This window comes from Pedococcus ginsenosidimutans (genome assembly GCF_039544395.1).
GTDB classification, from domain to species: domain Bacteria; phylum Actinomycetota; class Actinomycetes; order Actinomycetales; family Dermatophilaceae; genus Pedococcus; species Pedococcus ginsenosidimutans.
This window is the reverse complement of the sequence record NZ_BAABLO010000001.1, coordinates 671108-692574: the sequence shown is the minus strand read 5'-3', so window position 1 is coordinate 692574 and position 21467 is coordinate 671108. Positions and strand designations below refer to the sequence as shown.

The window sequence follows — 21467 nt, the reverse complement described above, 5'->3', positions numbered from 1 at the left end:
CGCCCTCGCGGCCCGGCTCAGCTGAAGCCGTGCCGCGAGAGGGCGGGGACCAGCTCGCGCTCCTCGTACGACAGGTGCGACAACAGCGTCGCGCCGAGCAGGTCCACGGCCTCGCGGACGACCGAGGTCCCCTTCTCTCCGGAGACCATCTGCACGAGGGCGTGGTCGACCTGCTCCAGAACGTCGTGGATGACGCGGTGCTCCTGCTCGAGGCGGTCGATGACCGGGGCGAGCCGGGGGTCGCTGTGGCGCAGGTGCGGGAACACCGAGCGGTCCTCGAGCGTGTGGTGGCCGGTGACGACGCGGCAGTACGACGCGCAGTAGGCGCCGAGGGTCCAGTTGTTCTGGCGCATGGTCAGCTCGTTGATGATGTTGCGCGCCCGGCCTGCGTCGACCTCACCCTGGGCGACCTGCTCGACGACGTCGCGCAGACGTTCGAGCTCGCCGCGCAGGTGGTCGTGCACGTCCACGAGGTGCTGCCCCGTGGCCTGCTGGCCCGGGGTGAACCGCTCGGTGGGGTCGACGGGTGCGCTCGGCCGGGACGACTCGTCCCACACGTCGGCCGGCACGTGCGTGTCCGGAGCCGTGGTGGTCCGTACTGCGAGCGGGCCGGCCTGCGGGGTGGGTTCCTCCCTGCGGTCCGGTGCCGACGCGGCCGGTGCAGCGGCGTCGCCCGTGGTGAGGGACTCGCCGGCGGCGGCCCTGGCTCGCTCGGTGTCGACGAGCTCGCGGGTCAGCGGAGCCACCTCGGCCGCGAACCGCTCGACGTCGTCGACGCTGCTGACGGCGAGGACGTAGGTGCTCATGCCCTGGTCGAGGGTGATCTCCGCGAGCTGCTCGGCCCAGTCGCGCGGCTGGCCCGCGAGCATGCCTGCGCCCGACCCGAACCGGCCGTGGACGTTGTAGAGGCGACGGATGGCGTGGGGTGAGCGGCCGGCCGCCACCGCGGCCTCGTCGATGGTGGCGTTCATCGCCGAGAGGGTCTCCGGCGCGGCGTACCCGAGGCTGGGCAGCCAGCCGTCGGCGAGGCGACCGGTGACGCGCAGCATGCGCGGCTTGTAGGCGCCGAGCCAGATCTCGACGTCGTGCGCCGGTGCGGGCCCCGCGTGCAGGCCCTTGACCGGGTAGTGGTCGCCGTCGAGGGTGACCGAGCCGCGCCCCGACCAGACGCCACGGATCACCGCGACGGCCTCCTCCAGGGCCTCGACCGACTCACCCGGGGTCCGGCGCGGTCCCCCGGCGGCGACGATCGCGTCCCAGAACGCACCGGTGCCCAGGCCGAGCTCGACGCGGCCACCCGTGAGCCGGTCGAGGGTGGCGACGCTGCGGGCGAGCACGACCGGAGGGCGCAGCGGCAGGTTCGCGACGTTGGGCGCGACCCGGATCGACGTGGTCCGCGCGGCGATGACCGACAGGAGGGTCCAGGCGTCGAGGTGCTTCGCCTGGTACGGGTGGTCCTGGATGGTCACGAGGTCGAGGCCGCCGACGTCCGCGGCCTCGCTCATCGCGAGCACGTCCTCGGCGCGGTCGGCGTCGGGGCTCGGGAAGATCCCGAAGTGCAGCTCGTGCCCGTAGTCGGTCATCGTCGTCCTCTCAGGCGTGGGCGCACCGGGCGTCCTCAGGCGTGGGCGCGCTCGGCCTCACCGTAGGCGGTGGGGCGCTCGTGGTCACCGAGGATGCTCGCGAGCGTGAGGTGCCGACGGGCCTCCTCGTGGCGGCGCTGGCGCTGCAGCGTGCGCCCGAGCAGCAGGTGCAGGTAGCCGTCGTCCGGCGACTGCTCGACCAGCTCGCGCAGCACCACCTCGGCGCGCCCGAGCTGGGCTGAGCCGAAGTACGCCCGGGCCAGCGCCGTGCGCAGCGCGGCTGTCCCGTGGCCGAGGTCCTCGCGCCCCGCCTCGGCGACCAGCTCCGCGTACGCCGTCGCCGCGGCCAGGTGGTCACCGCGGTCGGCGAGGCCCTCGGCGAGGGAGAGGCGGAGGCTGAACGGGGTCGACGTCGTGGTCATGCCCTCACAACATGGTTTCGATTTCAACCATTCCCGGGGGGTCGAGGTCAGGCGCGGCTGGTGAGGGCGCGGCGCACGTGCTCCACCACCCCGTCGGCGGCCGCGGTGACCTCGGCGTAGGTCTGGTCGAACGCGGAGTCGTCGCCGTACCAGGGGTCGTCCATGTCGAGGTCTCCCCGCGCTGCCGCGTCCGCGTCGAACGAGCGGAACATCCGGATCTTGGCGCGCTGCTCCTCGGTGCGGGCGAGCTCGGTGAGCTCACGCAGGTGGCCCGAGTCGGCGGCGAGGACGAGGTCGACCTCGTCGAGCCACGCCCGCTCGAACCTGCGCGCGACGTGGCCGCCGCCGAGGTCGTCGTGCCCGTTGCGGGCGAGGACGGCGAGGGTACGGGGGTCGGCCGGGTTGCCCACCTCCCACGAGTGCGTGCCCGCGGAGTCGACGACGACCCGGTCGGCGAGCCCCGCCTCGGCGAAGCGCTCGCGCAGCAGGAGCTCGCCCATGGGGGACCGGCAGATGTTGCCGGTGCAGACCACGGTCACGCGGTAGGGGCGGTGCGCACTCATGACGCCATTCAACCCACCGCGACCGCCAGCAGCACCACGGGGGTCGCGAGCACCGCCACGGCGAAGGCCAGCATCGCGACCCGCAGCGCGAACGGTGCGTCCGGTTCGGCGAGGAGCAGCATCCGGTCGCGCGTGACCGAGCCGCCGCCCCGCGTCCCGTCGGTGACACCGAGGGCGGTGTCGGGGTGGGCTCCGCCGGCGAGGCTGACGAGGGCACGGGCGAGGGGTACGGGGCCGGCGACCCGCCGGGCGGCGCGGTCGGCGAGGACCTCGACGAGCAGCCGTACCTCGCGCAGCGCCTCCACCGCGCGCAGACGGGCCGGGACCGCCTCGTGCAGCACGGTGAAGAACTCGAGGACGAGGTCGTGCCGGGCCCGCAGGTGGGCGCGTTCGTGCGTCAGCACCGCAGCCAGCTCGTCGGCGGGGAGGGCCAGCAGCGTCCCCTCGGTGAGGACCACGCGCTGGCGCCGACCGGGCAGGCAGTACGCCGTGGGCGTGGGGTGGGCGAGCACGCGCACCTCGCTGCCCGCGGCCCTCGTGGCGGGGCTGTCGTCGTGGGTGCCGAGGGCGTCGACGAGCTCGCGGTGCCGGCGGCGCTCGGTGCGCAGCCGCGTGCCGACCCGGTGGCCCGACCAGAGCAGCCGGGCCAGCATGGCCGCGCTGAGGGCCAGGGCGGCTGCGGTCGCCCAGGCGGGCAGGGCGGCGGTCGCGACGGCCGCGGGCGCCACGGCCAGGGCGGCGACCACCCCGGCCAGTGCCACGCACTGCCACACCACGAGCGCCTCGAACGGCGCCCGGCGGAACCGCGCCAGCCGGGCCATGGCCCGCGGTCCGGGCCCGGCCAGCAGGGCCGCGCCGAGCGCCAGTGCGACGGGTGCTGCCGTCGCGAGCTCCACGGTCAGGGCTTCGGGCCCTCGCGTCGGGGGTGGGTCGCTCCACCTAGTCCACCGGGGGCGGTGCCGCTGCCGCCGCCACCGGCGGCGTGCCGCTGCTCGACCTCGGCCAGGGCCGCCTTGAGGTCGGCGATCTCCTCGACCGTGGCGTCGCCGAGGAAGTGCAGCATGGCGGTGCGCCGGTCGGCCGTGGCCATGCCGCTGAGCTGCTCGCGCATGGTGGTGGCCGTGAGCTCCTCGCGGGAGTCGGCTGCGGCGTACAGGTAGGCGCGCCCGCTGCGCTCCTGGGTGAGCAGGCCGCCATCCGCCAGGCGCCCCATCACGGTCATGACCGTCGTGTAGGCCAGGTCGCGGGACCGGCTCAGCTCGTCGTGCACGGTCCGGACGGAGACCGGCGAGCGGCCCTCGGCCTGTGCCTGCCAGACCGTGTCCATCACGGCTCGCTCGAGCTCGCCGAGCTTGTTGATCGCCTTGTGCGGCATCGTCATCCCACCTCGTGCGGCAGCCCGACCTCCGGGCGTGCCAGGTCCATGATGCCGTCCGCGTCCGTGAGCCCCTCGGGGCGGTGGCTCACGACCAGGACGCTGCGGCCCTGACGCGCGGCCACCAGGTCGTGCAGGACGGCGACCGCGGTCGGGTGGTCGAGGTGGGCGACGGGTTCGTCGAGGAGCAGCACCGGCCGTCCGGACAGCAGGGCCCGTGCGATCGACAGCCTCGCCCGCTCACCGCCGCTGACGCCCCGCCCGCCGGTGCCGAGGGTGGTGTCGAGGCCTTCGGGCAGGGAGTCGAACCAGCCGCCGAGCCCTGCAGCCCGCAGCGCCGACTCGACTGCCTGGTCGTCGGCGCCGGGCCGGGCCAGCCGCAGGTTCTCGCGCAGCGTCGTCGCGAAGACGTGCGGGTCGTCGTCGACGACGGCGGCGAGGTCGCGCACCTGCTCCAGGGACAGGTCGCGCACGTCGGTGCCGTCGACCAGGTAGCGGCCGCCCGTCGGGTCGAGGTGGCGGGCCAGGACGGCCACGAGGGTCGACTTGCCGCAGCCGCTGGGACCGGTGAGGGCGAGCACGTGCCCGGCGGGCAGGTGCAGGTCGGTGGGTGCGAGCGCCTCCCGCGTGCCGTCCCAGCTGGCGGTGACGCCGACCAGGCGCAGGTCGGGGACGTGGCCGGGTGCGCCGCCGACGGGGTACGGCGTGTGCTCTCGTGGTGCGTCCGCGGTGCCGGGAGGGGAGCTCGACACCGCAGGGGTGGAGTCGAGCAGGGCGTCCAGCCTGGCCGAGGCGGCGCGGGCGCGAGCCCAGGAACGGGCGACGTCGGGCAGCGGCGCGAACACCTCGGCGAGTGCGAAGGGGGCGAGCACCAGCAGCGCGAGCACGGGGGCCGAGCGGTCAGCGCGCAGGGCGACGGCGGCGCACGCCACGGTGGCGAGCATGGTGGCGACCGGCAGCACCGCCGCGGCGCCGGCTCGGCCGGCCACCTGGCGGCGGTTGGCGAGCGAGACGTCGGCGTGGGCCCGGTCCACCCGGTCGGCGGCCTCGGCGGTGGCGCCGACGGCCTGCAGCTCGAGGGCCTGGCCGGCCACCAGCTCGCAGGTGCGGGTCACCTCCGCCCTGGCCGCGCCGAGGTCCTCCTGGCTGCGGGACTCGGTGCGCCACGCCACGAGCGTCGCCGCGGCCGCGACGAGGACCAGCGACGCGACGACGAGCCCGGCCACGGGCTCGACGAGGGCGCACAGGGTCGCGGTGCCCAGCCCGGTCAGCAGGACCGCGACGACCGGGACGGTCACGCGCACCTGGGCCTCGACGCGGTCGGTCACGTCGTCGACGACGCCGCTCAGCACCGCAGCCCGGCCGCGACGCGGCAGGCGCGCCGGCGTGAGGGGGACCAGCGCGGAGTACACGGCGGTGCGGGCCCTCGCCAGGTCGTCGAGGGCGGCGTCGTGCGAGCGCAGGCGCTCCCAGTACCTCAGCACCGGCCGGGCCATCCCGAAGGTGCGGACCGCGACGATGGCGGTGAGGAGCGTGAGGATGACGGGCCGCTCGCTCGCGCGCACGATGAGCCAGCCCGACGTCGCGGTCAGCGCCACCCCCGAGGCGAGGGCGGCGGCGCCGATGACCCCCGCGATCAGGGTGCGCCGGGACGCGGTCCGCAGTCCGGGGCGGGTGGTGCTGCTCATGCGGCCACCGCCGCCGGCCGGAGGTGGAGGTGCTGGTCGGCGAGGGCGACGAGCTCGGACCGGTGCGTGACGACGACGACGCAGCGCCGCTCGGCGAGCTCGGTGACGACCTCGTGGACGGTCGCCACCGAGGCCGGGTCTAGGTGGGCCGTGGGCTCGTCGAGCAGGACGACCGTCGCGTCGCCGAGGAGGGCACGGGCGAGCACGAGCCTTGCGCGCTGCCCGGCCGACAGGCCGCGCCCGTCGTCGCCCAGCGTCGAGTCCAGCCCGGACGGCAGCGCGGCCACCGGCCCGTCGAGGCCCACCCGCCGCAGCGCGGCCCAGAGCGCCTCGGTGCTCGTCTGCGGGTCCGTGCCGAGGGTGAGGTTGGCCCGGACGCTGCCGGGGGTGAGGAACGGTCGCTGCGTCACGAGGTGGGTGCGCGGCGCCACGACGCAGCCGTGCGACGGTGCCCGCAGCCCCGCGAGCAGCTCGAGCAGGGTGGACTTGCCGACGCCGGACGGGCCGGTGACCACGGTGAGGCCGACGCCCGCCGTGAGGTCGAGCCCGTCGATGACCGGGTGGGTGGCGCCGGGGTGGGTGTAGGTGAGGCCCTCGGCCACCACCCGGGCCAGCGTGGGCTCGGCCGCCCCGGTGGCGGTGGGGGCCTCCGGGCTGTCGAGCTGCGCCGTGAGCAGGGCCAGGGCCTCGGCCCCGTCGGCCGCGCTGTGGAACTCGGCGCCGACCCTGCGGACCGGCCAGTACGCCTCGGGTGCCAGCAGGATCGCGACCAGGGCCGTGCCGAGGTCGAGGCCGCCGTGCGACAGCCGCAGACCCACGGTCACGGCGACGATCGCCACGCAGATCGTCGCCAGCAGCTCCAGCGCCGCGGAGCTGAGGAAGGCCAGTCGCAGGGTCGCCATCGTGGCCCTGCGGTGGCGCTGGCTGACCTCGCCGACGACCTCGGTCTGCCGCTGCGCCCGCCCGTAGGCGACGAGGGTGGGCAGCCCGCGCACCACGTCGAGGAAGTGGCCGGACAGGGCCGACAGGGCCTGCCAGCGCCGGGCGGTGGCGTCGCGGGTCGTGGCACCGATGAGCGCGGCGAAGAGGGGCAGGAGGGGCAGGGTCAGCACCACGACGAGGGCGCTGCGCCAGTCGACGACCGCCAGCACCACGACGGCGAGGGGGGGCACCACCGCCGCGGTGACGAGGGCGGGGAGGTATCGCGCGACGTACGGCTCGACGCTCGCCGCGCCTTGGTCGGCGAGCACGAGGGCCCGGGCCGGGTCGGGGCGCAGATCGGCAGGGACGGCGAGCCAGCGACGGAGCAGCCGTCCGCGGGCGCCCGAGCTCACCGCGACCCCAGCCGAGGCGGCCACGCGCTCGGCCGTGAGGGCCAGCAGCCCCCGCGCGAGGAACAGGGCTGCCAGCCACGTCGCCGGCGTGACGAGGTCCGCGCCCCTGACGACGGCGACGACGACGCCGGACAGCGCGAAGGCCGTCGCGACCGTGGCCACGCCCTGTGCCACCCCGACCGCGGCCAGGGTGGCCAGGGGGCGCCGCGCCTCGGGAAGGGTACGCAGCACCTTCGGGTCGAACGGCCGCATCAGGGTGCGGTGGGGGCGCCGGCCGGCTGCGGGGCCGGTCGGTCGCCACCGGGCGTGCCCGGGCCGGTGGCCGCAGGGATGTGGTCGGTGCCGATGCGCTTGCGGAACACCCAGTACGTCCACGACTGGTAGAGCAGCACGATCGGCGTGAACACCACGGCCACCCAGGTCATGATCTTCAGCGTGTAGGGCGTGCTCGAGGCGTTCGCCGTGGTCAGCGACCAGGCGGCGTCGAGGGTGCTGGGCATGACGTCGGGGAAGAGCAGCAGGAAGTAGGTCGCCACCGCCATCGCGATGGTGACGAACGTGCCCACGAACGCCCAGCCCTCGCGACCTCGCAGGTTGGCGGCCAGGGCGCCGACGAGGGAGCCTGCCGCCACCAGCGTCGTCAGCCACGAGCCCACGGTGCCGCCGCCGACACCGAGGATGACGAGCAGGGCGACGGCCAGAACGGCCGTGACGGCCCCGGTCCGGGTCGCGACCGCCCTGGCGTCCTCGCGGATCGGCCCGGTGGTCTTCAGCGCGGTGAACAGCGCGCCGTGGGTGAGGAACAGCCCGACGGTGACGAGTCCGCCGAGGAGGGACACCGGGTTGAGCAGGGTGAAGAGGTTGCCGGTGAACTCCTTGTGCGCGTCGATGGGCAGGCCGCGCACGACGTTGGTCAGGGCCACGCCCCACAGGAGCGCCGGGACGGCCGAGCCGACGATGATCGCCACGTCCCAGCGGGCGCGCCACTGCGCGTCGTCGCGCTTGCCGCGGTAGTCGAACCCGAGGTTGCGCACGATGAGGGCGACGAGGATGAGCAGCAGGGGGAGGTAGAACGCGCTGAACATCGTCGCGTACCAGTGCGGGAAGGCGGCGAAGGTCGCGCCGCCGGCGGTGAGGACCCACACCTCGTTGCCGTCCCAGACCGGGCCGATCGTGTTGACCAGGACGCGGCGGCGCTTCTCGGTGGTCTCGGCGTCCGGGCCGCGGCCGAGCACGGGCAGCAGCATGCCGACACCGAAGTCGAAGCCCTCGAGGACGAAGTAGCCGGTCCACAGGACGGCGATGATGACGAACCAGACGGTGCTGAGCTCCATGGCTGAAGAGGTCCTTTCCGGTCAGTACGCGAAGGCCAGGGGAGCGTCCTCGTCCTCGGGGGCCGGCGCCGCCGGCTCCTCGAAGGCGGGCGCACCGGCACGCAGGTAGGCGAGGAAGAGCTTGACCTCGACGACGGCGAGAACTCCGTACAGCAGCGTGTAGACGACCATCGAGGTCACGACCTCGCCGGCCGACACCGAGGGCGAGACGCCGGTCCTGGTCGCCATCACCCCGAACACCAGCCAGGGCTGGCGACCGGCCTCGGTGAAGATCCAGCCGAAGCTGTTGCCGAGGATGGGTAGCAGGGGCGTCGCGATGACCGCCCAGTGCCACCACCGCGCGCGGGGGACGCGCTCGCCCCGGGTCGTCCACAGGGTCAGCAGGGCGATGAGCGCGGCGAGCATGCCGACGCCGATCATGAGCCGGAAGCTCCAGTAGGACAGCGGGATGTTGGGGGTGTAGGTCGCGTCGGCGGTGAGCGGGTTGCCGGCGAAGCGCTGGGCGTACTCGGCCTTGAGGTCGTTGATGCCCTGCACGCTGCCGTCGAAGTGGCCCGTGGCCAGGAAGCTGAGCAGGCCGGGCACGGTCACCGCGAACTTCTCCTGGGTCCCGTCGAGCGAGCCGACGGTGAGCAGCGAGAAGGGGGCGCTGCCGTCCGAGCTCGTGTAGAGGGCCTCGGCGGCGGCCATCTTCATGGGCTGGACCTCGGTCATGATCTTGCCCTGCACGTCGCCCGAGACCGCCACGGCCAGGCCCGCGACGAGGGCGACGACCGCGCCGAGCCGGGTCGCGCGCCGGTACATCCCCGAGTCGCGGCCGACGTCCACGCGGCGCAGGTGCCACAGGCCCACGGCCATGGCGACCGCCCCGCCGACCATGTACGCCGCGGCGACGACGTGCGGGAACGTCACCAGCTGCACCTTGTTGGTGAGGACGGCGACGAAGTCGGTGAGCTCGGCCCGGTGCGTCTGCGGGTTGTAGCGGTAGCCGACCGGGTTCTGCATGAACGAGTTGGCGGAGAGGATGAAGTAGGCCGACAGCAGGGTGCCGACGTGCACGATCCACATGCAGGCCGCGTGGAGCCTCTCGGGGATGCGTCCCCAGCCGAAGATCCACAGGCCGAGGAAGGTCGACTCCAGGAAGAACGCCAGCAGCGCCTCGATGGCGAGCGGCGCCCCGAAGATGTCGCCGACGAACCGGCTGTAGTCGGACCAGTTCATGCCGAACTGGAACTCCTGCACGATCCCGGTGACGAGCCCGAGGGCGAAGTTGATCGTGAAGAGCTTGCCGAAGAACTTGGCCAGCCGCAGGTCGTCCTGCCGGCGCCGGCGCACCCACGAGGTGTGGTACCAGGCCACGAGGGCGGACAGCCCGATCGTGACCGGGACGAACAGGAAGTGGTAGACGGTGGTGATGGCGAACTGCCACCTGGCCAGGTCGAGGTTGTCCATCGGCGGGCTCCGGGTTCTCTGCACGACTACGGGGCATTACTACACGGCGTAGTACATACTACGACTCGTCGTAGGTCGGCCGTCAGGGCCGAAGGTCCCGCCCGGCCGTGACGCTCGTCTCACCCGTGCGCCGGGGCGGTTAGGGTCGTGCCGTGCCCCGCCCGCTCGTGCTCGTGCCCGCCCGCTGGGCGGGCGTCGTCGAAGGACGGGAACGCCCCGGCCTCTTCGCTCCGCGGTCGCTGCTCGACGCCATATCCCGCGCCGGTGGTGAGCCGGTGCTCGCCTGGCCCGACAGCCTGGAGCGCGCCCGCGACCTCGTGGCCCACGCCGACGCCGTGGTGCTGCAGGGGGGCGACGACCTCGACCTGCGGCCGTTCGGGGTGCCCGACGTGCACCCCCGCGAGTCGCACCCGCCGGCCGAGCAGGACGCCGCCGACGTGGCGCTCACCCGTGCGGCGGTCGAGGCGGCCCTGCCGGTCCTGGCGATCTGCCGCGGGATGCAGGTGCTCAACGTCGTCCTCGGCGGCACCATCCACCAGCACTACGAGGAGAGCACGGTCGCCCACGCCAACAACCCGCACGACGTCGACGTCGTACCGGGCACGCTGCTCGAGCGCGTCATGGGGCCGGGGCGCCGCGGCGGCTGGTCCAACCACCACCAGGCGTGTGACCGGCTCGCCGAGGGGTGGCTGCTCTCGGCGACCACTGGTGACGGGTGCGTCGAGGCGATGGAGTCGGCCGACGGCCTGGCCGTGGCGGTGCAGTGGCACCCCGAGGTCGATGCCCACGAGGTCCCGCACCAGCAGGCGCTGTTCGACTGGGTCGTCGAGCAGGCTTGCGGCCCGCGCGCGACCTGAGGCCCGCGCGGTACGGCGCGTCGTGCGTCAGTCGGGGTAGCCCACCGGGTTGTCGCGCTGCCAGTGCCACTGGTCGGCGCACATGTCCTCGATGGTGCGGGTCGCCTTCCAGCCGAGCTCCGCCTCGGCCCGGGACGGGTCGGCGTACGACGCCGCGATGTCGCCGGCGCGGCGGCCCACGACCTCGTGGGGGAGCTCGTGCCCACAGGCCTGCTCGAACGCGTGGAGGACCTCGAGGACGCTCGTGCCGTGCCCGGTGCCGAGGTTCCAGGTGGAGACGACCTCGTCGGTGGTGGCGAGCCTGTTGAGCGCCGCGAGGTGTCCGGCGGCGAGGTCCTCGACGTGGATGTAGTCGCGCAGGGGCGTGCCGTCGGGCGTCGGGTAGTCGTCACCGAAGACGTTGAGCTTGTCGCGGGTGCCCACCGCCACCTGGGCGATGAAGGGCATGAGGTTGTTGGGGATCCCCTGCGGGTCCTCGCCGATGGTGCCCGACGCGTGCGCGCCCACGGGGTTGAAGTAGCGCAGCAGCGCGATCCGCCAGCGGTCGTCGGTGCGGGCGACGTCGCGCAGCACCTGCTCCTGCATGACCTTGGTCCAGCCGTAGGGGTTGGTCGCGGAGGTCGGCAGGTCCTCGGTGAACGGCGGCTCGGCGCTCTCGCCGTACACCGTCGCGGAGGAGGAGAAGACGAGCTTGAAGCAGCCGTGGCGCTGCATGGCGCGCACGAGCGCGAACGTCGAGTCGAGGTTGTTCTGGTAGTACTCCAGCGGCACCTCGACGCTCTCCCCCACGGCCTTGAGGCCGGCGAAGTGGACCACGGCGTCGAACTTGCGCTCGGCGAACAGGTTCTCGGTCTTGTCGCGGTCGGTCAGGTCGAAGGCGTGGACCTCCAAGTGGCCGCCGATGAGCGCCTCGAGGCGCGGCACGACGGTGGGCTTGGAGTTGGCGAAGCTGTCGACGACCACGACCTCGTGACCGGCGGCGGCCAGCTGGACGACCGTGTGGGACCCGATGTAGCCGGCACCGCCGGTGACCAGAACGCGCATGGCCACAGAGTATGGCGTGCCGGCCTCACCGATCGTGGTGCCGGCCGAGCTTCGCTCGCTCGATCTCCGTGCGCAGGGCCGGCATGCCGTCCTCGGCCGTACCGTCGGTGCCGGGGTCGATCCCGCCCGCGGCGACGGCGTCGAGGACCTTCATGCCCTTCTCGCTGACGTGGCCGAACACGGTGTAGTCGGGCCGCAGCCGGGAGTCGCGGTAGACGAGGAAGAACTGGCTGCCGTTGGTGTCGGGCCCGGCGTTGGCCATGGCCAGGGTGCCGCGGGGGTAGACCTTACGGCTGCCGTCGGGGAAGCCGGGCCAGTTCGCCAGGGCCTTGGCGGAGTCGAGCTCGTCCTTGAAGGAGTAGCCGGGATCGCCCCAGCCGGTGCCGAGCGGGTCGCCGCACTGCAGCACGGACAGCGCCGCCGGGGGCGTCGTGTAGGAGGTGAGCCGGTGGCAGATGGTGTCGTCGAAGTACTTCTTGCGGGTGAGGAACGTGAAGCTCTGCACCGTGCAGGGGGCGGCGGCCCGGTCGAGCACGAGTGGGATGTCGCCCCGGTTGGTCTGCAGGGTCACGCCGACCGTGCCGCGGTCGGGGGTGTGGCGCGGGTCCTGCGGCAGCCCGACGAACGTGGAGTAGGTCGTGTCCTGCATCGGCGTGTACGCGCACGGGCCCTGGGTCGGTTGCGTGGGCATCGTCGGCGGACGGTGTCCCTCCCCGTCGGCGCCGGTGCCCGCGCTCGCGGAGGTGGTGGGGACGAGGGCGACGGCTGCCGTGACGGCCACGGCGGCAGCGAAGGTTCTCAGTGGGCGCATGGGTCCTCCGGGGGTCGGGGCTCGCCTGGGTCGGCGTCGGCCTCCTCGGACCATAGGGACAAAACGGTCACCGCGCTCGCCGAGACCGGCTCGGTCAGCGGGGAGGGAGGCTGCGCGAGCGCCCGCGGAACTCGGCGACGACCGCGCCGTCGGACTCCCTCGTCACTGTCACGTCGGTGATCCCGCTGCGGCCGTATGTCGTCCGCTGCCGGGCGTCCGCGACGAGGACGTCCCCCAGGCGGGCCGAGGTCACGAAGGTGACGTCCGCCCCCGCGGCCACGGTGAGGGACCCGCGGCTGTTGCAGGCCAGGGCGAAGGCCGAGTCCGCCAGGGTGAAGATGAACCCGCCGTGGGCGATGGCGTGGCCGTTGACCATCGACCCGGTCACCGCCATGCGCACCACGGCGTGGTCGACCTCGATGACCTGGGCCTCCATGCCGAGGTCGCGGGAGGCCCGGTCGTCGGCCCACATGGCCAGCACGTGCGAGAGGTCGTCGCTCTGGTCGCTCATCGGCCCATGCTCGCAGCCGCACGCTCCGGCCGTGTCCCGCGACACCGACGGACACCTACGATGACCGCATGACCACGGCAACGTCGCCCTCGCACGCCCCGTCCCAGTCCCACCCCCTCGTCGCGAAGCACGCGGACGTGCTCGAGCAGGCCACCGCCGCGCTCGCCGCCCGCTCCTACTTCTCCCGCTACCCGGAGTCCCCGTCACCTCGGGTGTACGGCGAGGGTGCGGCCCAGGCGGGTCAGGAGGCCTTCGAGGCGTTGCGGGACAAGGCGTTCGGCGCGCTCGGTGACGTGGCGACGGACGGCACGTGGACCGGCGAGGAGGTCTCCCCGTACGGTCCGGCGCTCGGCATCACCTACCCGCACCTCGACGTCGACGCAGCGGTGGCCGCCGGCCTGGCCGCCATGCCGGCCTGGCGCGACTCCGGCGCCCGCACCCGCGCGGCCGTGTGCGTCGAGGTCATCGAGGGGATCAACCGACGCTCCTTCGAGATCGCCCACGCGGTGATGCACACCTCCGGCCAGCCGTTCGTCATGGCGTTCCAGGCCGCCGGCCCGCACGCCCAGGACCGGGCGCTCGAGGCGGTCGTCGCCGGGCTGGTGGAGCAGGAGCGGGTCCCCGCCTCCGTCGTCTGGGAGAAGCCCGGCCGCGACAAGGAGGGCAACCCCGCGCCGCTGCGGATGCAGAAGGACTACCGCATCGTGCCTCGCGGGCTCGCGCTCGTCATCGGCTGCAACACCTTCCCGACGTGGAACAGCTACCCCGGGCTCTTCGCCTCCCTCGTCACGGGCAACCCCGTCATCGTCAAGCCCCACCCGCACGCGGTGCTGCCCCTCGCGATCTCGGTCGCCGTGGCCCGCGAGGTCCTGGCCGCCGCCGGGTTCAGCCCCGACCTCGTCCAGCTCGCCCCCGAGGCCGAGGGTGAGGGCCTCGCCAAGGTCCTCGCCGAGCGTGAGGAGGTACGGGTCATCGACTACACCGGCGGCCCCGCGTTCGGCGCCTGGCTGGAGGAGACCGGCGCCGCCTCCGGCAAGCTGGTCTACACCGAGAAGGCGGGCGTCAACTCGGTCGTCGTCGACTCGACCGACAACCTTCGCGGGGTCCTCGGCAACCTCGCCTTCTCCCTGACGCTGTACTCCGGGCAGATGTGCACCACCCCCCAGAACCTCTACGTGCCCCGCGAGGGGATCGAGACCGACGAGGGCCACGTCTCCTTCGAGGACTTCGGCGCCCGGCTGGCGGCCGCGGTCGGCAAGCTCACCGGTGACGACGCCAGGGCCGTCGAGCTGCTCGGCGCCACCGTCAACGAAGGCGTCCGCGCCAACGCCGCGGGCCTGGCCGACCTCGCCGCCGAGGCCGGCGGCACCGTCGTCCTCGACTCGCGCGAGGTCACCCACCCCGCGTGGCCCGACGCGGTGGTCCGCGCCCCGGGCCTGGTCGCCGTCGACGCCAGTCGCGAGGACGTCTACACCCAGGAGTGCTTCGGGCCGGTCACCTTCCTCATCGCCACGTCCGGCACCGACCAGTCGCTGGCGCAGTTCCGCGACACCGTCAGGGAGCACGGCGCGATGACCGCGGCGGTCTACTCGACCTCGGAGGACGTCCTGGACGCGGCACGGGAGGCCGCGGCCGACGCCGGGGTGGCGCTGTCGGAGAACCTCACCGGCCAGGTCTTCGTCAACCAGACCGCTGCGTTCTCCGACCTGCACGGCACCGGGGCCAACCCGGCGGCCAACGCGGCCTACACCGACGCCGCCTTCGTGGCCAACCGGTTCCGCGTGGTCACGAGCCGCCGGCACGTCTGAGGTCGCCTCCCGACGGCGCCGCCGCTGCTCTGGCACGATCAGGTCATGAACTTCCTCATCAAGGTCGCCGTGAACGCGGTGGCGCTGTGGGTGGCTGCGTGGCTCGTGCCGGGCATCAGCTTCGGCGACGGCAAGTTCGGGTCGAAGTTCGCCACCGTGGTCCTCGTGGCGGTGGTCTTCGGGCTCGTCAACGCCATCGTCAAGCCGATCGCCAAGCTGCTCAGCTTCCCGTTCATCATCCTGACGCTCGGGCTGTTCACGTTCATCGTCAACGCGTTCATGCTGCAGCTGACCGAGTGGATCTCCGGCCCCCTGGGCCTGAGCTTCACCATCGACCACTTCTTCTGGGACGCGGTGCTCGGGGCCCTGGTCGTGACCATCGTGTCGATCGTCCTCAACTGGGTCCTGCCGGACGGTGACGACGACTGAGGCCGCACGGCGACGACTGACGCCCGCCAGGGCACGGCAGCGCCACGAGACCGCATCTCCCCGCCGGATGCGGTCTCATGGCGTCTGCGGACCCGTCACCCGGATACCCCTGCACGGAGGCGGTGACGGGTCGCCGGCGTCGTCCCTCCCCCGAAGGCGCCGCCGCGGAAACTGTCGCACCCGGACGCGCCCGGGGCCAACCGGTGGGGCCGCGGGTGCGTGCACACGCAACCCGGCTTGACGTCGCTAGCGCTGCAGTCCCGGGACCGGCACCACGAGACCGGCGCCGAGCGCGTGCATCGCGTCGAGCCGGCCCCGGGCCCCGAGGCGCTCGACGATGACGGCGACCTCGGAGACGACGGTGCGCACGGAGACCCCCAGCTCGCGGGCGATCGCGGCGTCCTTGGTGCCGCTCGCGAGGCGGCTGGCCACGAGCACCTGCCGGGGGGTGAACGGCGGTTGGGTCCCCGGCGGCACCGCGGGCCGCGAGGTGTCCCACACGCGGGTCCAGATGTCCGTGACCGCCTCGAGGACGTCGGTCCTGGTGGTCCGCCAGGCGGTCGGCTCCCCGTGGTTGCCGGGGGGTCCGAAGACGACGGCCGCGGTGAGGTCGACGAGGATGAACGTGGTGAAGACGTGACCGACCCGGACGTCGGGGTCGATCGACGACATCAACGGGTTGACCGTCAGGCAGTGCGGGCTGACGACGGTGCGCAGGTCGAGCCCGCGCCCGATCGACCGTTCGTTGAGCCGGTGGGTGGGGTCGTGGGGGTTGAACCGCATCGACGGCAGCATCGACCAGACCGAGCGCCGTGCCTGCGGCTCCAGGGCCGTGAGCCCGGCGTCGATGTCGTGCACCCCCGCCCCGAGCAGGGTGAAACCGGTGGTCGTGGCCCCGGCCAGGTGGTCGAGCGCGAGGTCGTTGACGGTGGTGCTCAGTCGACCGACCCGACGGAACAGGTCTCGACGTTCGGCCTCCCCACCGTCCGTGGTCGTCATGCCCGCCCCCTCAGCGCTCCCGTGCGCTGCATGATCACACAGAGGCAACAGCGGCCGCACCTCGTCGTGCGGCGGCCCCGCGGCAGGGCCGCATACAGTGACCTCCATGAGCGACCCCACCCGTGAGACCGACGTCCGGCTGCGTGCGGCCCTCGACCAGGTGCCCGCCTACGTGCCCGGCAAGCCCGCAGCCGCACGCGAGGGCGTCACGTCGTACAAGGTGTCGTCCAACGAGAACCCGTTCCCGCCGCTGCCCTCGGTGCTCGAGGTGATCCGCGACGCGGCCACCCAGGTCAACCGCTACCCGGACATGGCCGTGACGGCGCTCACCGAGGCGCTCGCCGAGCGCCTGGGCGTGCCGACCGAGCACATCGCCACCGGCACGGGTTCGGTCGGCGTCCTCGGCCAGCTGGTCCAGGCGACCTGCGACCCCGGCGACGAGGTCGTCTACGCCTGGCGCTCGTTCGAGGCCTACCCGATCGTCACGGCCCTGGCCGGCGCCCGCTCGGTGCAGGTCGGGCTCGACGACCACGCCCGCCACCGCCTCGACGCCATGGCCGCGGCGATCACCGACCGCACCAAGGTGGTCATCGTCTGCACGCCCAACAACCCCACCGGTCCGATGGTCACGCACACCGAGCTCGAGCGATTCCTCGACCAGGTCCCCTCGCGCGTGCTCGTGGTCATCGACGAGGCGTACGTCGAGTTCGTCACCGGCGAGGACGCCCCCCGCAGCCTGGAGCTCTACCGCGACCGCCCCAACGTCATGGTGCTGCGCACCTTCTCCAAGGCCTACGGACTGGCCGGGCTGCGCGTCGGGTACGCCGTGGCGCACCCGCCCGTGGCGAGCGCGCTGCGCAAGACCGCGACCCCGTTCGGGGTCAACTCGCTCGGCCAGGCGGCGGCCGTCGCCTCGCTCGAGGCGTTCGACGAGCTCAAGGAACGGGTCGACCAGCTCGTCGCCGAGCGCACCCGCGTCGTGGAGGCGCTGCGCGGCCAGGGCTGGTTCATCGCCGACACCGAGGCCAACTTCGTGTGGTTCGGGCTCGGCGAGCGCTCCGGCGCCTTCGCCGCCGCGGCCCAGGAGGCGGGGCTCACGCTGCGTCAGTACGGCGACGACGGGGTCCGCGCGACGATCGGCGAGCCCGGGGCCAACGACGTGCTCATCCGCGTCGCGGGTGACTTCCTCCTGGACAACCCCGTCACCTGAGCCGTCAGCGGACGACCTCCTCCACGCGGAAGGGGGTCCCCTGCTGGCAGGTCGTCGACGCCACGTCGAGGCGGGCCCCGCGCAGGGTCACCCGTTGGCCGTCCTCCAGCCCCTCGGTGTGGCCGACGAGCAGCCACGCCCCGCCCGGCTGGTCGTCCTCGGGGGAGAACATCAGGCAGCCCTTCTCGACCCCTGCGGACACCGTCCCGGTCACCGTGACGAGTCGGCCGCGCCCCCCGAGCGGCCCGACGGGCCCGGAGGTGGTGGCGGTGGGCGTCGCGGCCGGGCCGGCGCTGGGGGCGGTCGTCGGGCGGGACGAGCCGGCGGCGGCGTCGACCGACGCCGTGCCGCAGGCGCCCACGGAGAGCAGAGCCAGGACGGCCAGCACCGACGGGACTGCCGAGCGCACGTGGAGGGGCCTCATCCACCCATCCTGCGCCAGACTGTCGGCATGGTCGACACCTGGCTCCCCGCATACCTCCCCAACCCCGACCGCTACGGCCCCATGCCCTACCGCAAGGTCGGCCAGAGCGGACTGCACCTGCCGGCGGTCTCCCTCGGCCTCTGGCACAACTTCGGCGACGACAAGCCGTTCGAGGTGCAGCGCGCGATCCTGCGCCGCGCCTTCGACATCGGCATCACCCACTTCGACCTGGCCAACAACTACGGCCCGCCCTACGGCAGCGCCGAGGTCAACTTCGGCCGCCACTTCGCCGCCGACTTCAAGCCGTACCGCGACGAGCTGGTCATCAGCACCAAGGCCGGCTACGACATGTGGCCCGGGCCCTACGGCATCGGCGGCTCGCGCAAGTACCTGCTGGCGAGCCTCGACCAGAGCCTGGCGCGCATGGGCCTGGACTACGTCGACATCTTCTACAGCCACTGCCCCGACGAGGACACGCCGCTCGAGGAGACCATGGGCGCCCTCGCCACCGCGGTGAAGCAGGGCAAGGCGCTGTACGCCGGCATCTCCAGCTACTCCGCGGAGCGCACCGAGCGGGCAGCCGAGGTCCTCGCCTCGATGGGCGTGCCGCTGCTCATCCACCAGCCGAGCTACTCGATGCTCAACCGCTGGGTCGAGGGCGGCCTGCTCGACACCCTCGGTGAGCAGGGGATCGGCTGCATCGCGTTCAGCCCGCTGGCGCAGGGGATGCTCACCAACAAGTACCTCGGCGGGGTGCCCGAGGGCTCGCGTGCGGCGCAGGGCAAGTCGCTGTCGCCGGACCTGCTGACCGACGAGTCGCTGGCCCACGTGCGCAAGCTCGACGACCTCGCCACCGAGCGCGGACAGTCGCTGGCGCAGATGGCCCTGGCCTGGGTGCTGCGCGACGAGCGGGTCACCTCGGTGCTCATCGGCGCCTCCTCGGTCGCCCAGCTCGAGGACTCGGCCGCTGCGGTGGCCAACCTGCGGTTCAGCGACGCCGAGCTCGAGGAGATCGACCGCGACGCCGTCGAGGCCGGCATCGACCTCTGGCGCGGCAAGTCCGAGATCTCCTGAGCCGCCGCCCTCCAGCCGTCCCGCCCCAAACCCAGCAAAACGCCGGTTGCCCGGCATCCCGCGCGGAATCGTCCCGACCTTTGCCGGGCAACCGGCGTTTTGCGGGGGGTGAGGCGGGGGTGAGGCGGGGGTGAGGCGGGGGTGAGCAGGGGGCGGCTCGGGAGTGGGGGGTCCGGATTCTGAGATTTCCCGGCCTCCCGTTATCTTGGGCCTCAGCAAGGCCCTATGTGAGCGCCGCCACAACCGGCGCAACCAGCCTGCCGCGCAAAGCCAGCAGCGGTGACCCCGCGTGGGTGCCGCGGCCCGAGCCGAAGGCCCCGTCACCTACGGGTCCCGAGGAAGAAGGAGTGCCTGTGAGCGACAACGCTGTCGCCAGTACCGGTGAGCAGACCGGCACCCGTCCCGCCGAGGACGACGTGCTGGCCGAGCTGACCGCCCCCGTGCCGGAGGTGGGAGACGGTGGACCCGAGATGGTCCAGCTCCTCACGCCCGAGGGTCAGCGGGTCGAGAACACCGAGTACGACGAGTACGTCAAGGACCTGACCGACGAGGACCTGCGCGGCTTCTACCGCGACCTCGTGCTCATCCGCCGCGTCGACGCCGAGGCCACTGCGCTGCAGCGCCAGGGCGAGCTCGGCATCTGGGCCAGCCTGCTGGGCCAGGAGGCGGCACAGGTGGGCTCCGGTCGCGCGATGCGCCCGCAGGACTACGCCTTCCCGACCTACCGCGAGCACGGTGTCGCCTGGTGCCGCGGGGTCGACCCGCTCAACCTCCTCGGGCTGTTCCGTGGCGTCAACCACGGTGGCTGGGACCCGAACGAGAAGAACTTCCACCTCTACACGATCGTCATCGGCGCCCAGACGCTGCACGCGACCGGCTACGCGATGGGTATCCAGCGCGACGGCGACGTGGGCACCGGCGACGCCGACCGCGACGCCGCCGTGATCGCCTACTTCGGCGACGGCGCGTCCGCCCAGGGTGACGTCAACGAGGCGTTCGTCTACGCGGCGGTCAACAACGCCCCGGTGGTCTTCTTCTGCCAGAACAACCAGTGGGCCATCTCCGAGCCCAACGAGCGCCAGACCCGTATCCCGCTCTACCAGCGGGCGCGCGGCTTCGGCTTCCCCGGTGTGCGCGTCGACGGCAACGACGTCCTCGCGGTCTACGCCGTCGCCAAGCAGGCGCTGGACGCGGCCCGGTCCGGCCAGGGCCCGACCTTCGTCGAGGCCTACACCTACCGCATGGGTGCGCACACGACGTCGGACGACCCGACGAAGTACCGTGTCTCCGCCGAGGTCGAGGTGTGGAAGCACCGTGACCCGATCGAGCGGCTGAAGTCCTACCTCGTGCACACCGCGAAGGCCGACCAGGAGTTCTTCGACGCCGTCGACGCCGAGGCCGACGAGCTGGCCGGCACGGTCCGCGAGGGCTGCCTGTCGATGCCCGACCCGACGGGCGACTCGATGTTCGACCACGTCTACGTGGAGCCGCACCCGGTCGTGGAGGCCGAGCGTCGGGAGTTCGCCGAGTACCACGCCGGATTCGCCACGGAGGGTGGTCACTGATGGGCACCATGACGATCGCCAAGGGCATCAACAACGGCCTGCGCGCCGCCATGGAGCGCGACCCCAAGGTCGTCCTCATGGGTGAGGACATCGGCAAGCTCGGTGGCGTCTTCCGTGTCACCGACGGCCTGCAGAAGGACTTCGGCGAGGACCGCGTCATCGACACCCCGCTCGCCGAGGCCGGCATCGTCGGCACCGCGATCGGCATGGCGCTGCGCGGCTACCGACCCGTCGTGGAGATCCAGTTCGACGGGTTCATCTACCCGGCGTTCGACCACATCGTCAGCCAGGTCGCCAAGATGCGGGCCCGCTCGCTCGGCAAGGTCAAGCTGCCGATGGTCATCCGCATCCCCGTCGGCGGCGGCATCGGCGCGGTCGAGCACCACTCCGAGTCCAACGAGGCCTACTTCGCCCACACCGCGGGGCTCAAGGTCGTCTGCTGCTCCAACGCCGAGGACGCCTACTGGATGATCCAGCAGGCCATCGAGTCCGACGACCCGGTGCTGTTCTACGAGCCCAAGCGCCGCTACTGGGACAAGGGCGAGGTCGACGAGTCGGCCGCCCCGCGCCCCCTGCTCGCCGCCAAGGTCGTCCGTGAGGGCTCCGACGCGACGCTGGTCGCCTACGGCCCCATGGTCAAGACCTGCCTGCAGGCCGCCGAGGCCGCTGCAGCAGAGGGCAAGGACCTCGAGGTCATCGACCTGCGCACGCTGAGCCCGCTCGACCTCGACACCGTCGTCGCGTCGGTGGAGAAGACCGGCCGGACGATCGTGGTCCACGAGGCGTCGACGTTCCTCGGCATGGGTGCCGAGATCGCCGCGGCCCTGCAGCAGCGCTGCTTCTACCACCTCGAGGCGCCGGTGCTCCGGGTCGGCGGCTACAACCTGCCCTACCCGCCCAGCAAGCTCGAGGAGGAGTTCCTCCCCGACCTCGACCGCGTCCTCGACGCCGTCGACCGCTCGCTGGCTTTCTGAGAGGGACGCG

21 protein-coding genes are annotated in these 21467 nt (G+C 73.0%); 7 read left to right on the top strand and 14 right to left on the bottom strand.

Translation table 11 applies throughout. From position 1 onward, the window contains the following. Nucleotides 1-17: 17 nt before the first annotated feature. Genes ABEA42_RS03420 through ABEA42_RS03380 form a run of 9 tightly spaced genes read right to left on the bottom strand, consistent with a single transcriptional unit; the run spans nucleotide 18 to nucleotide 9751 of the window. Complete coding sequence (locus ABEA42_RS03420) at nucleotides 18-1583, bottom strand: LLM class flavin-dependent oxidoreductase (RefSeq protein WP_345501185.1); 1566 nt, start codon at nucleotides 1581-1583, stop codon at nucleotides 18-20. Nucleotides 1584-1618: 35 nt separating this feature from the next. Beyond that, a complete protein-coding gene (locus tag ABEA42_RS03415; RefSeq protein WP_345501184.1) occupies nucleotides 1619-2005 on the bottom strand; it encodes a tetratricopeptide repeat protein in 387 nt (128 codons plus the stop codon). A gap of 47 nt (nucleotides 2006-2052) precedes the next feature. Further along, complete coding sequence (locus tag ABEA42_RS03410; protein ID WP_345501183.1) at nucleotides 2053-2568, bottom strand: low molecular weight protein-tyrosine-phosphatase; 516 nt, start codon at nucleotides 2566-2568, stop codon at nucleotides 2053-2055. 8 nt (nucleotides 2569-2576) lie between these two features. Next, complete coding sequence (locus ABEA42_RS03405; RefSeq protein ID WP_345501182.1) at nucleotides 2577-3464, bottom strand: M56 family metallopeptidase; 888 nt, start codon at nucleotides 3462-3464, stop codon at nucleotides 2577-2579. A gap of 2 nt (nucleotides 3465-3466) precedes the next feature. Continuing rightward, nucleotides 3467-3949 (bottom strand): BlaI/MecI/CopY family transcriptional regulator, encoded by a 483-nt coding sequence (locus ABEA42_RS03400; protein WP_345501181.1) that lies wholly within the window; start codon nucleotides 3947-3949, stop codon nucleotides 3467-3469. Continuing rightward, the gene (gene cydC, locus ABEA42_RS03395; RefSeq protein ID WP_345501180.1) at nucleotides 3946-5631 is read right to left on the bottom strand and encodes a thiol reductant ABC exporter subunit CydC; all 1686 of its coding nucleotides are present in this window, start codon (nucleotides 5629-5631) and stop codon (nucleotides 3946-3948) included. Before cydC ends, ABEA42_RS03400 begins: the two co-directional genes overlap by 4 nt. Then, nucleotides 5628-7217: a thiol reductant ABC exporter subunit CydD gene (cydD, locus tag ABEA42_RS03390; protein ID WP_345501178.1), complete on the bottom strand. Its 1590-nt coding sequence runs from the start codon at nucleotides 7215-7217 to the stop codon at nucleotides 5628-5630. Before cydD ends, cydC begins: the two co-directional genes overlap by 4 nt. Beyond that, a complete protein-coding gene (gene cydB / locus ABEA42_RS03385) occupies nucleotides 7217-8299 on the bottom strand; it encodes a cytochrome d ubiquinol oxidase subunit II (RefSeq protein ID WP_345501177.1) in 1083 nt (360 codons plus the stop codon). The genes cydD and cydB overlap by 1 nt, the downstream gene beginning before the upstream one ends. Nucleotides 8300-8320: 21 nt before the next feature. Next, nucleotides 8321-9751 (bottom strand): cytochrome ubiquinol oxidase subunit I, encoded by a 1431-nt coding sequence (locus ABEA42_RS03380; RefSeq protein WP_345501175.1) that lies wholly within the window; start codon nucleotides 9749-9751, stop codon nucleotides 8321-8323. A 152-nt stretch (nucleotides 9752-9903) separates the two neighbouring features. Between ABEA42_RS03380 and ABEA42_RS03375 the strand changes: the two genes are divergently transcribed. Further along, nucleotides 9904-10608: a gamma-glutamyl-gamma-aminobutyrate hydrolase family protein gene (locus ABEA42_RS03375; protein WP_345501174.1), complete on the top strand. Its 705-nt coding sequence runs from the start codon at nucleotides 9904-9906 to the stop codon at nucleotides 10606-10608. A 27-nt stretch (nucleotides 10609-10635) separates the two neighbouring features. Here the strand turns inward: ABEA42_RS03375 and galE are convergent, their stop codons facing one another. From galE to paaI, 3 genes are all read right to left on the bottom strand, one after another. After that, nucleotides 10636-11652: a UDP-glucose 4-epimerase GalE gene (gene galE / locus ABEA42_RS03370; RefSeq protein ID WP_345501173.1), complete on the bottom strand. Its 1017-nt coding sequence runs from the start codon at nucleotides 11650-11652 to the stop codon at nucleotides 10636-10638. A 25-nt stretch (nucleotides 11653-11677) separates the two neighbouring features. Next, nucleotides 11678-12463: a peptidylprolyl isomerase gene (locus ABEA42_RS03365; RefSeq protein ID WP_345501171.1), complete on the bottom strand. Its 786-nt coding sequence runs from the start codon at nucleotides 12461-12463 to the stop codon at nucleotides 11678-11680. Nucleotides 12464-12557: 94 nt separating this feature from the next. After that, nucleotides 12558-12974: a hydroxyphenylacetyl-CoA thioesterase PaaI gene (paaI, locus tag ABEA42_RS03360; RefSeq protein WP_345501169.1), complete on the bottom strand. Its 417-nt coding sequence runs from the start codon at nucleotides 12972-12974 to the stop codon at nucleotides 12558-12560. 68 nt (nucleotides 12975-13042) lie between these two features. Between paaI and paaN the strand changes: the two genes are divergently transcribed. Together paaN and ABEA42_RS03350 are read left to right on the top strand one after the other, a co-directional pair. Further along, nucleotides 13043-14782, top strand: coding sequence for a phenylacetic acid degradation protein PaaN (paaN, locus tag ABEA42_RS03355; protein ID WP_345501167.1), 1740 nt, complete (start codon nucleotides 13043-13045; stop codon nucleotides 14780-14782). Between the two features lie 45 nt (nucleotides 14783-14827). Continuing rightward, nucleotides 14828-15211, top strand: a complete 384-nt coding sequence (locus tag ABEA42_RS03350; protein ID WP_345501166.1) for a phage holin family protein — start codon at nucleotides 14828-14830, stop codon at nucleotides 15209-15211. A gap of 246 nt (nucleotides 15212-15457) precedes the next feature. On the opposite strand, the gene ABEA42_RS03345 is transcribed toward ABEA42_RS03350, so the two are convergent. Further along, nucleotides 15458-16210, bottom strand: coding sequence for a helix-turn-helix transcriptional regulator (locus ABEA42_RS03345; RefSeq protein WP_345501164.1), 753 nt, complete (start codon nucleotides 16208-16210; stop codon nucleotides 15458-15460). 106 nt (nucleotides 16211-16316) lie between these two features. Between ABEA42_RS03345 and hisC the strand changes: the two genes are divergently transcribed. Beyond that, complete coding sequence (gene hisC / locus ABEA42_RS03340) at nucleotides 16317-17420, top strand: histidinol-phosphate transaminase (RefSeq protein WP_345501162.1); 1104 nt, start codon at nucleotides 16317-16319, stop codon at nucleotides 17418-17420. 4 nt (nucleotides 17421-17424) lie between these two features. On the opposite strand, the gene ABEA42_RS03335 is transcribed toward hisC, so the two are convergent. Then, entirely contained in the window at nucleotides 17425-17844 is a 420-nt protein-coding gene (locus ABEA42_RS03335) for a hypothetical protein (RefSeq protein WP_345501161.1), read from the bottom strand. Nucleotides 17845-17871: 27 nt separating this feature from the next. On the opposite strand from ABEA42_RS03335, the gene mgrA reads away from it, so the two are divergent. From mgrA to ABEA42_RS03320, 3 genes are all read left to right on the top strand, one after another. Then, nucleotides 17872-18918: an L-glyceraldehyde 3-phosphate reductase gene (gene mgrA / locus ABEA42_RS03330; protein WP_345501159.1), complete on the top strand. Its 1047-nt coding sequence runs from the start codon at nucleotides 17872-17874 to the stop codon at nucleotides 18916-18918. 353 nt (nucleotides 18919-19271) lie between these two features. Beyond that, on the top strand, nucleotides 19272-20483 hold the full coding sequence (pdhA, locus tag ABEA42_RS03325) for a pyruvate dehydrogenase (acetyl-transferring) E1 component subunit alpha (protein ID WP_425571978.1): 1212 nt from the start codon (nucleotides 19272-19274) through the stop codon (nucleotides 20481-20483). Next, complete coding sequence (locus ABEA42_RS03320) at nucleotides 20483-21457, top strand: alpha-ketoacid dehydrogenase subunit beta (protein WP_345501157.1); 975 nt, start codon at nucleotides 20483-20485, stop codon at nucleotides 21455-21457. The genes pdhA and ABEA42_RS03320 overlap by 1 nt, the downstream gene beginning before the upstream one ends. Nucleotides 21458-21467: the final 10 nt, after the last annotated feature.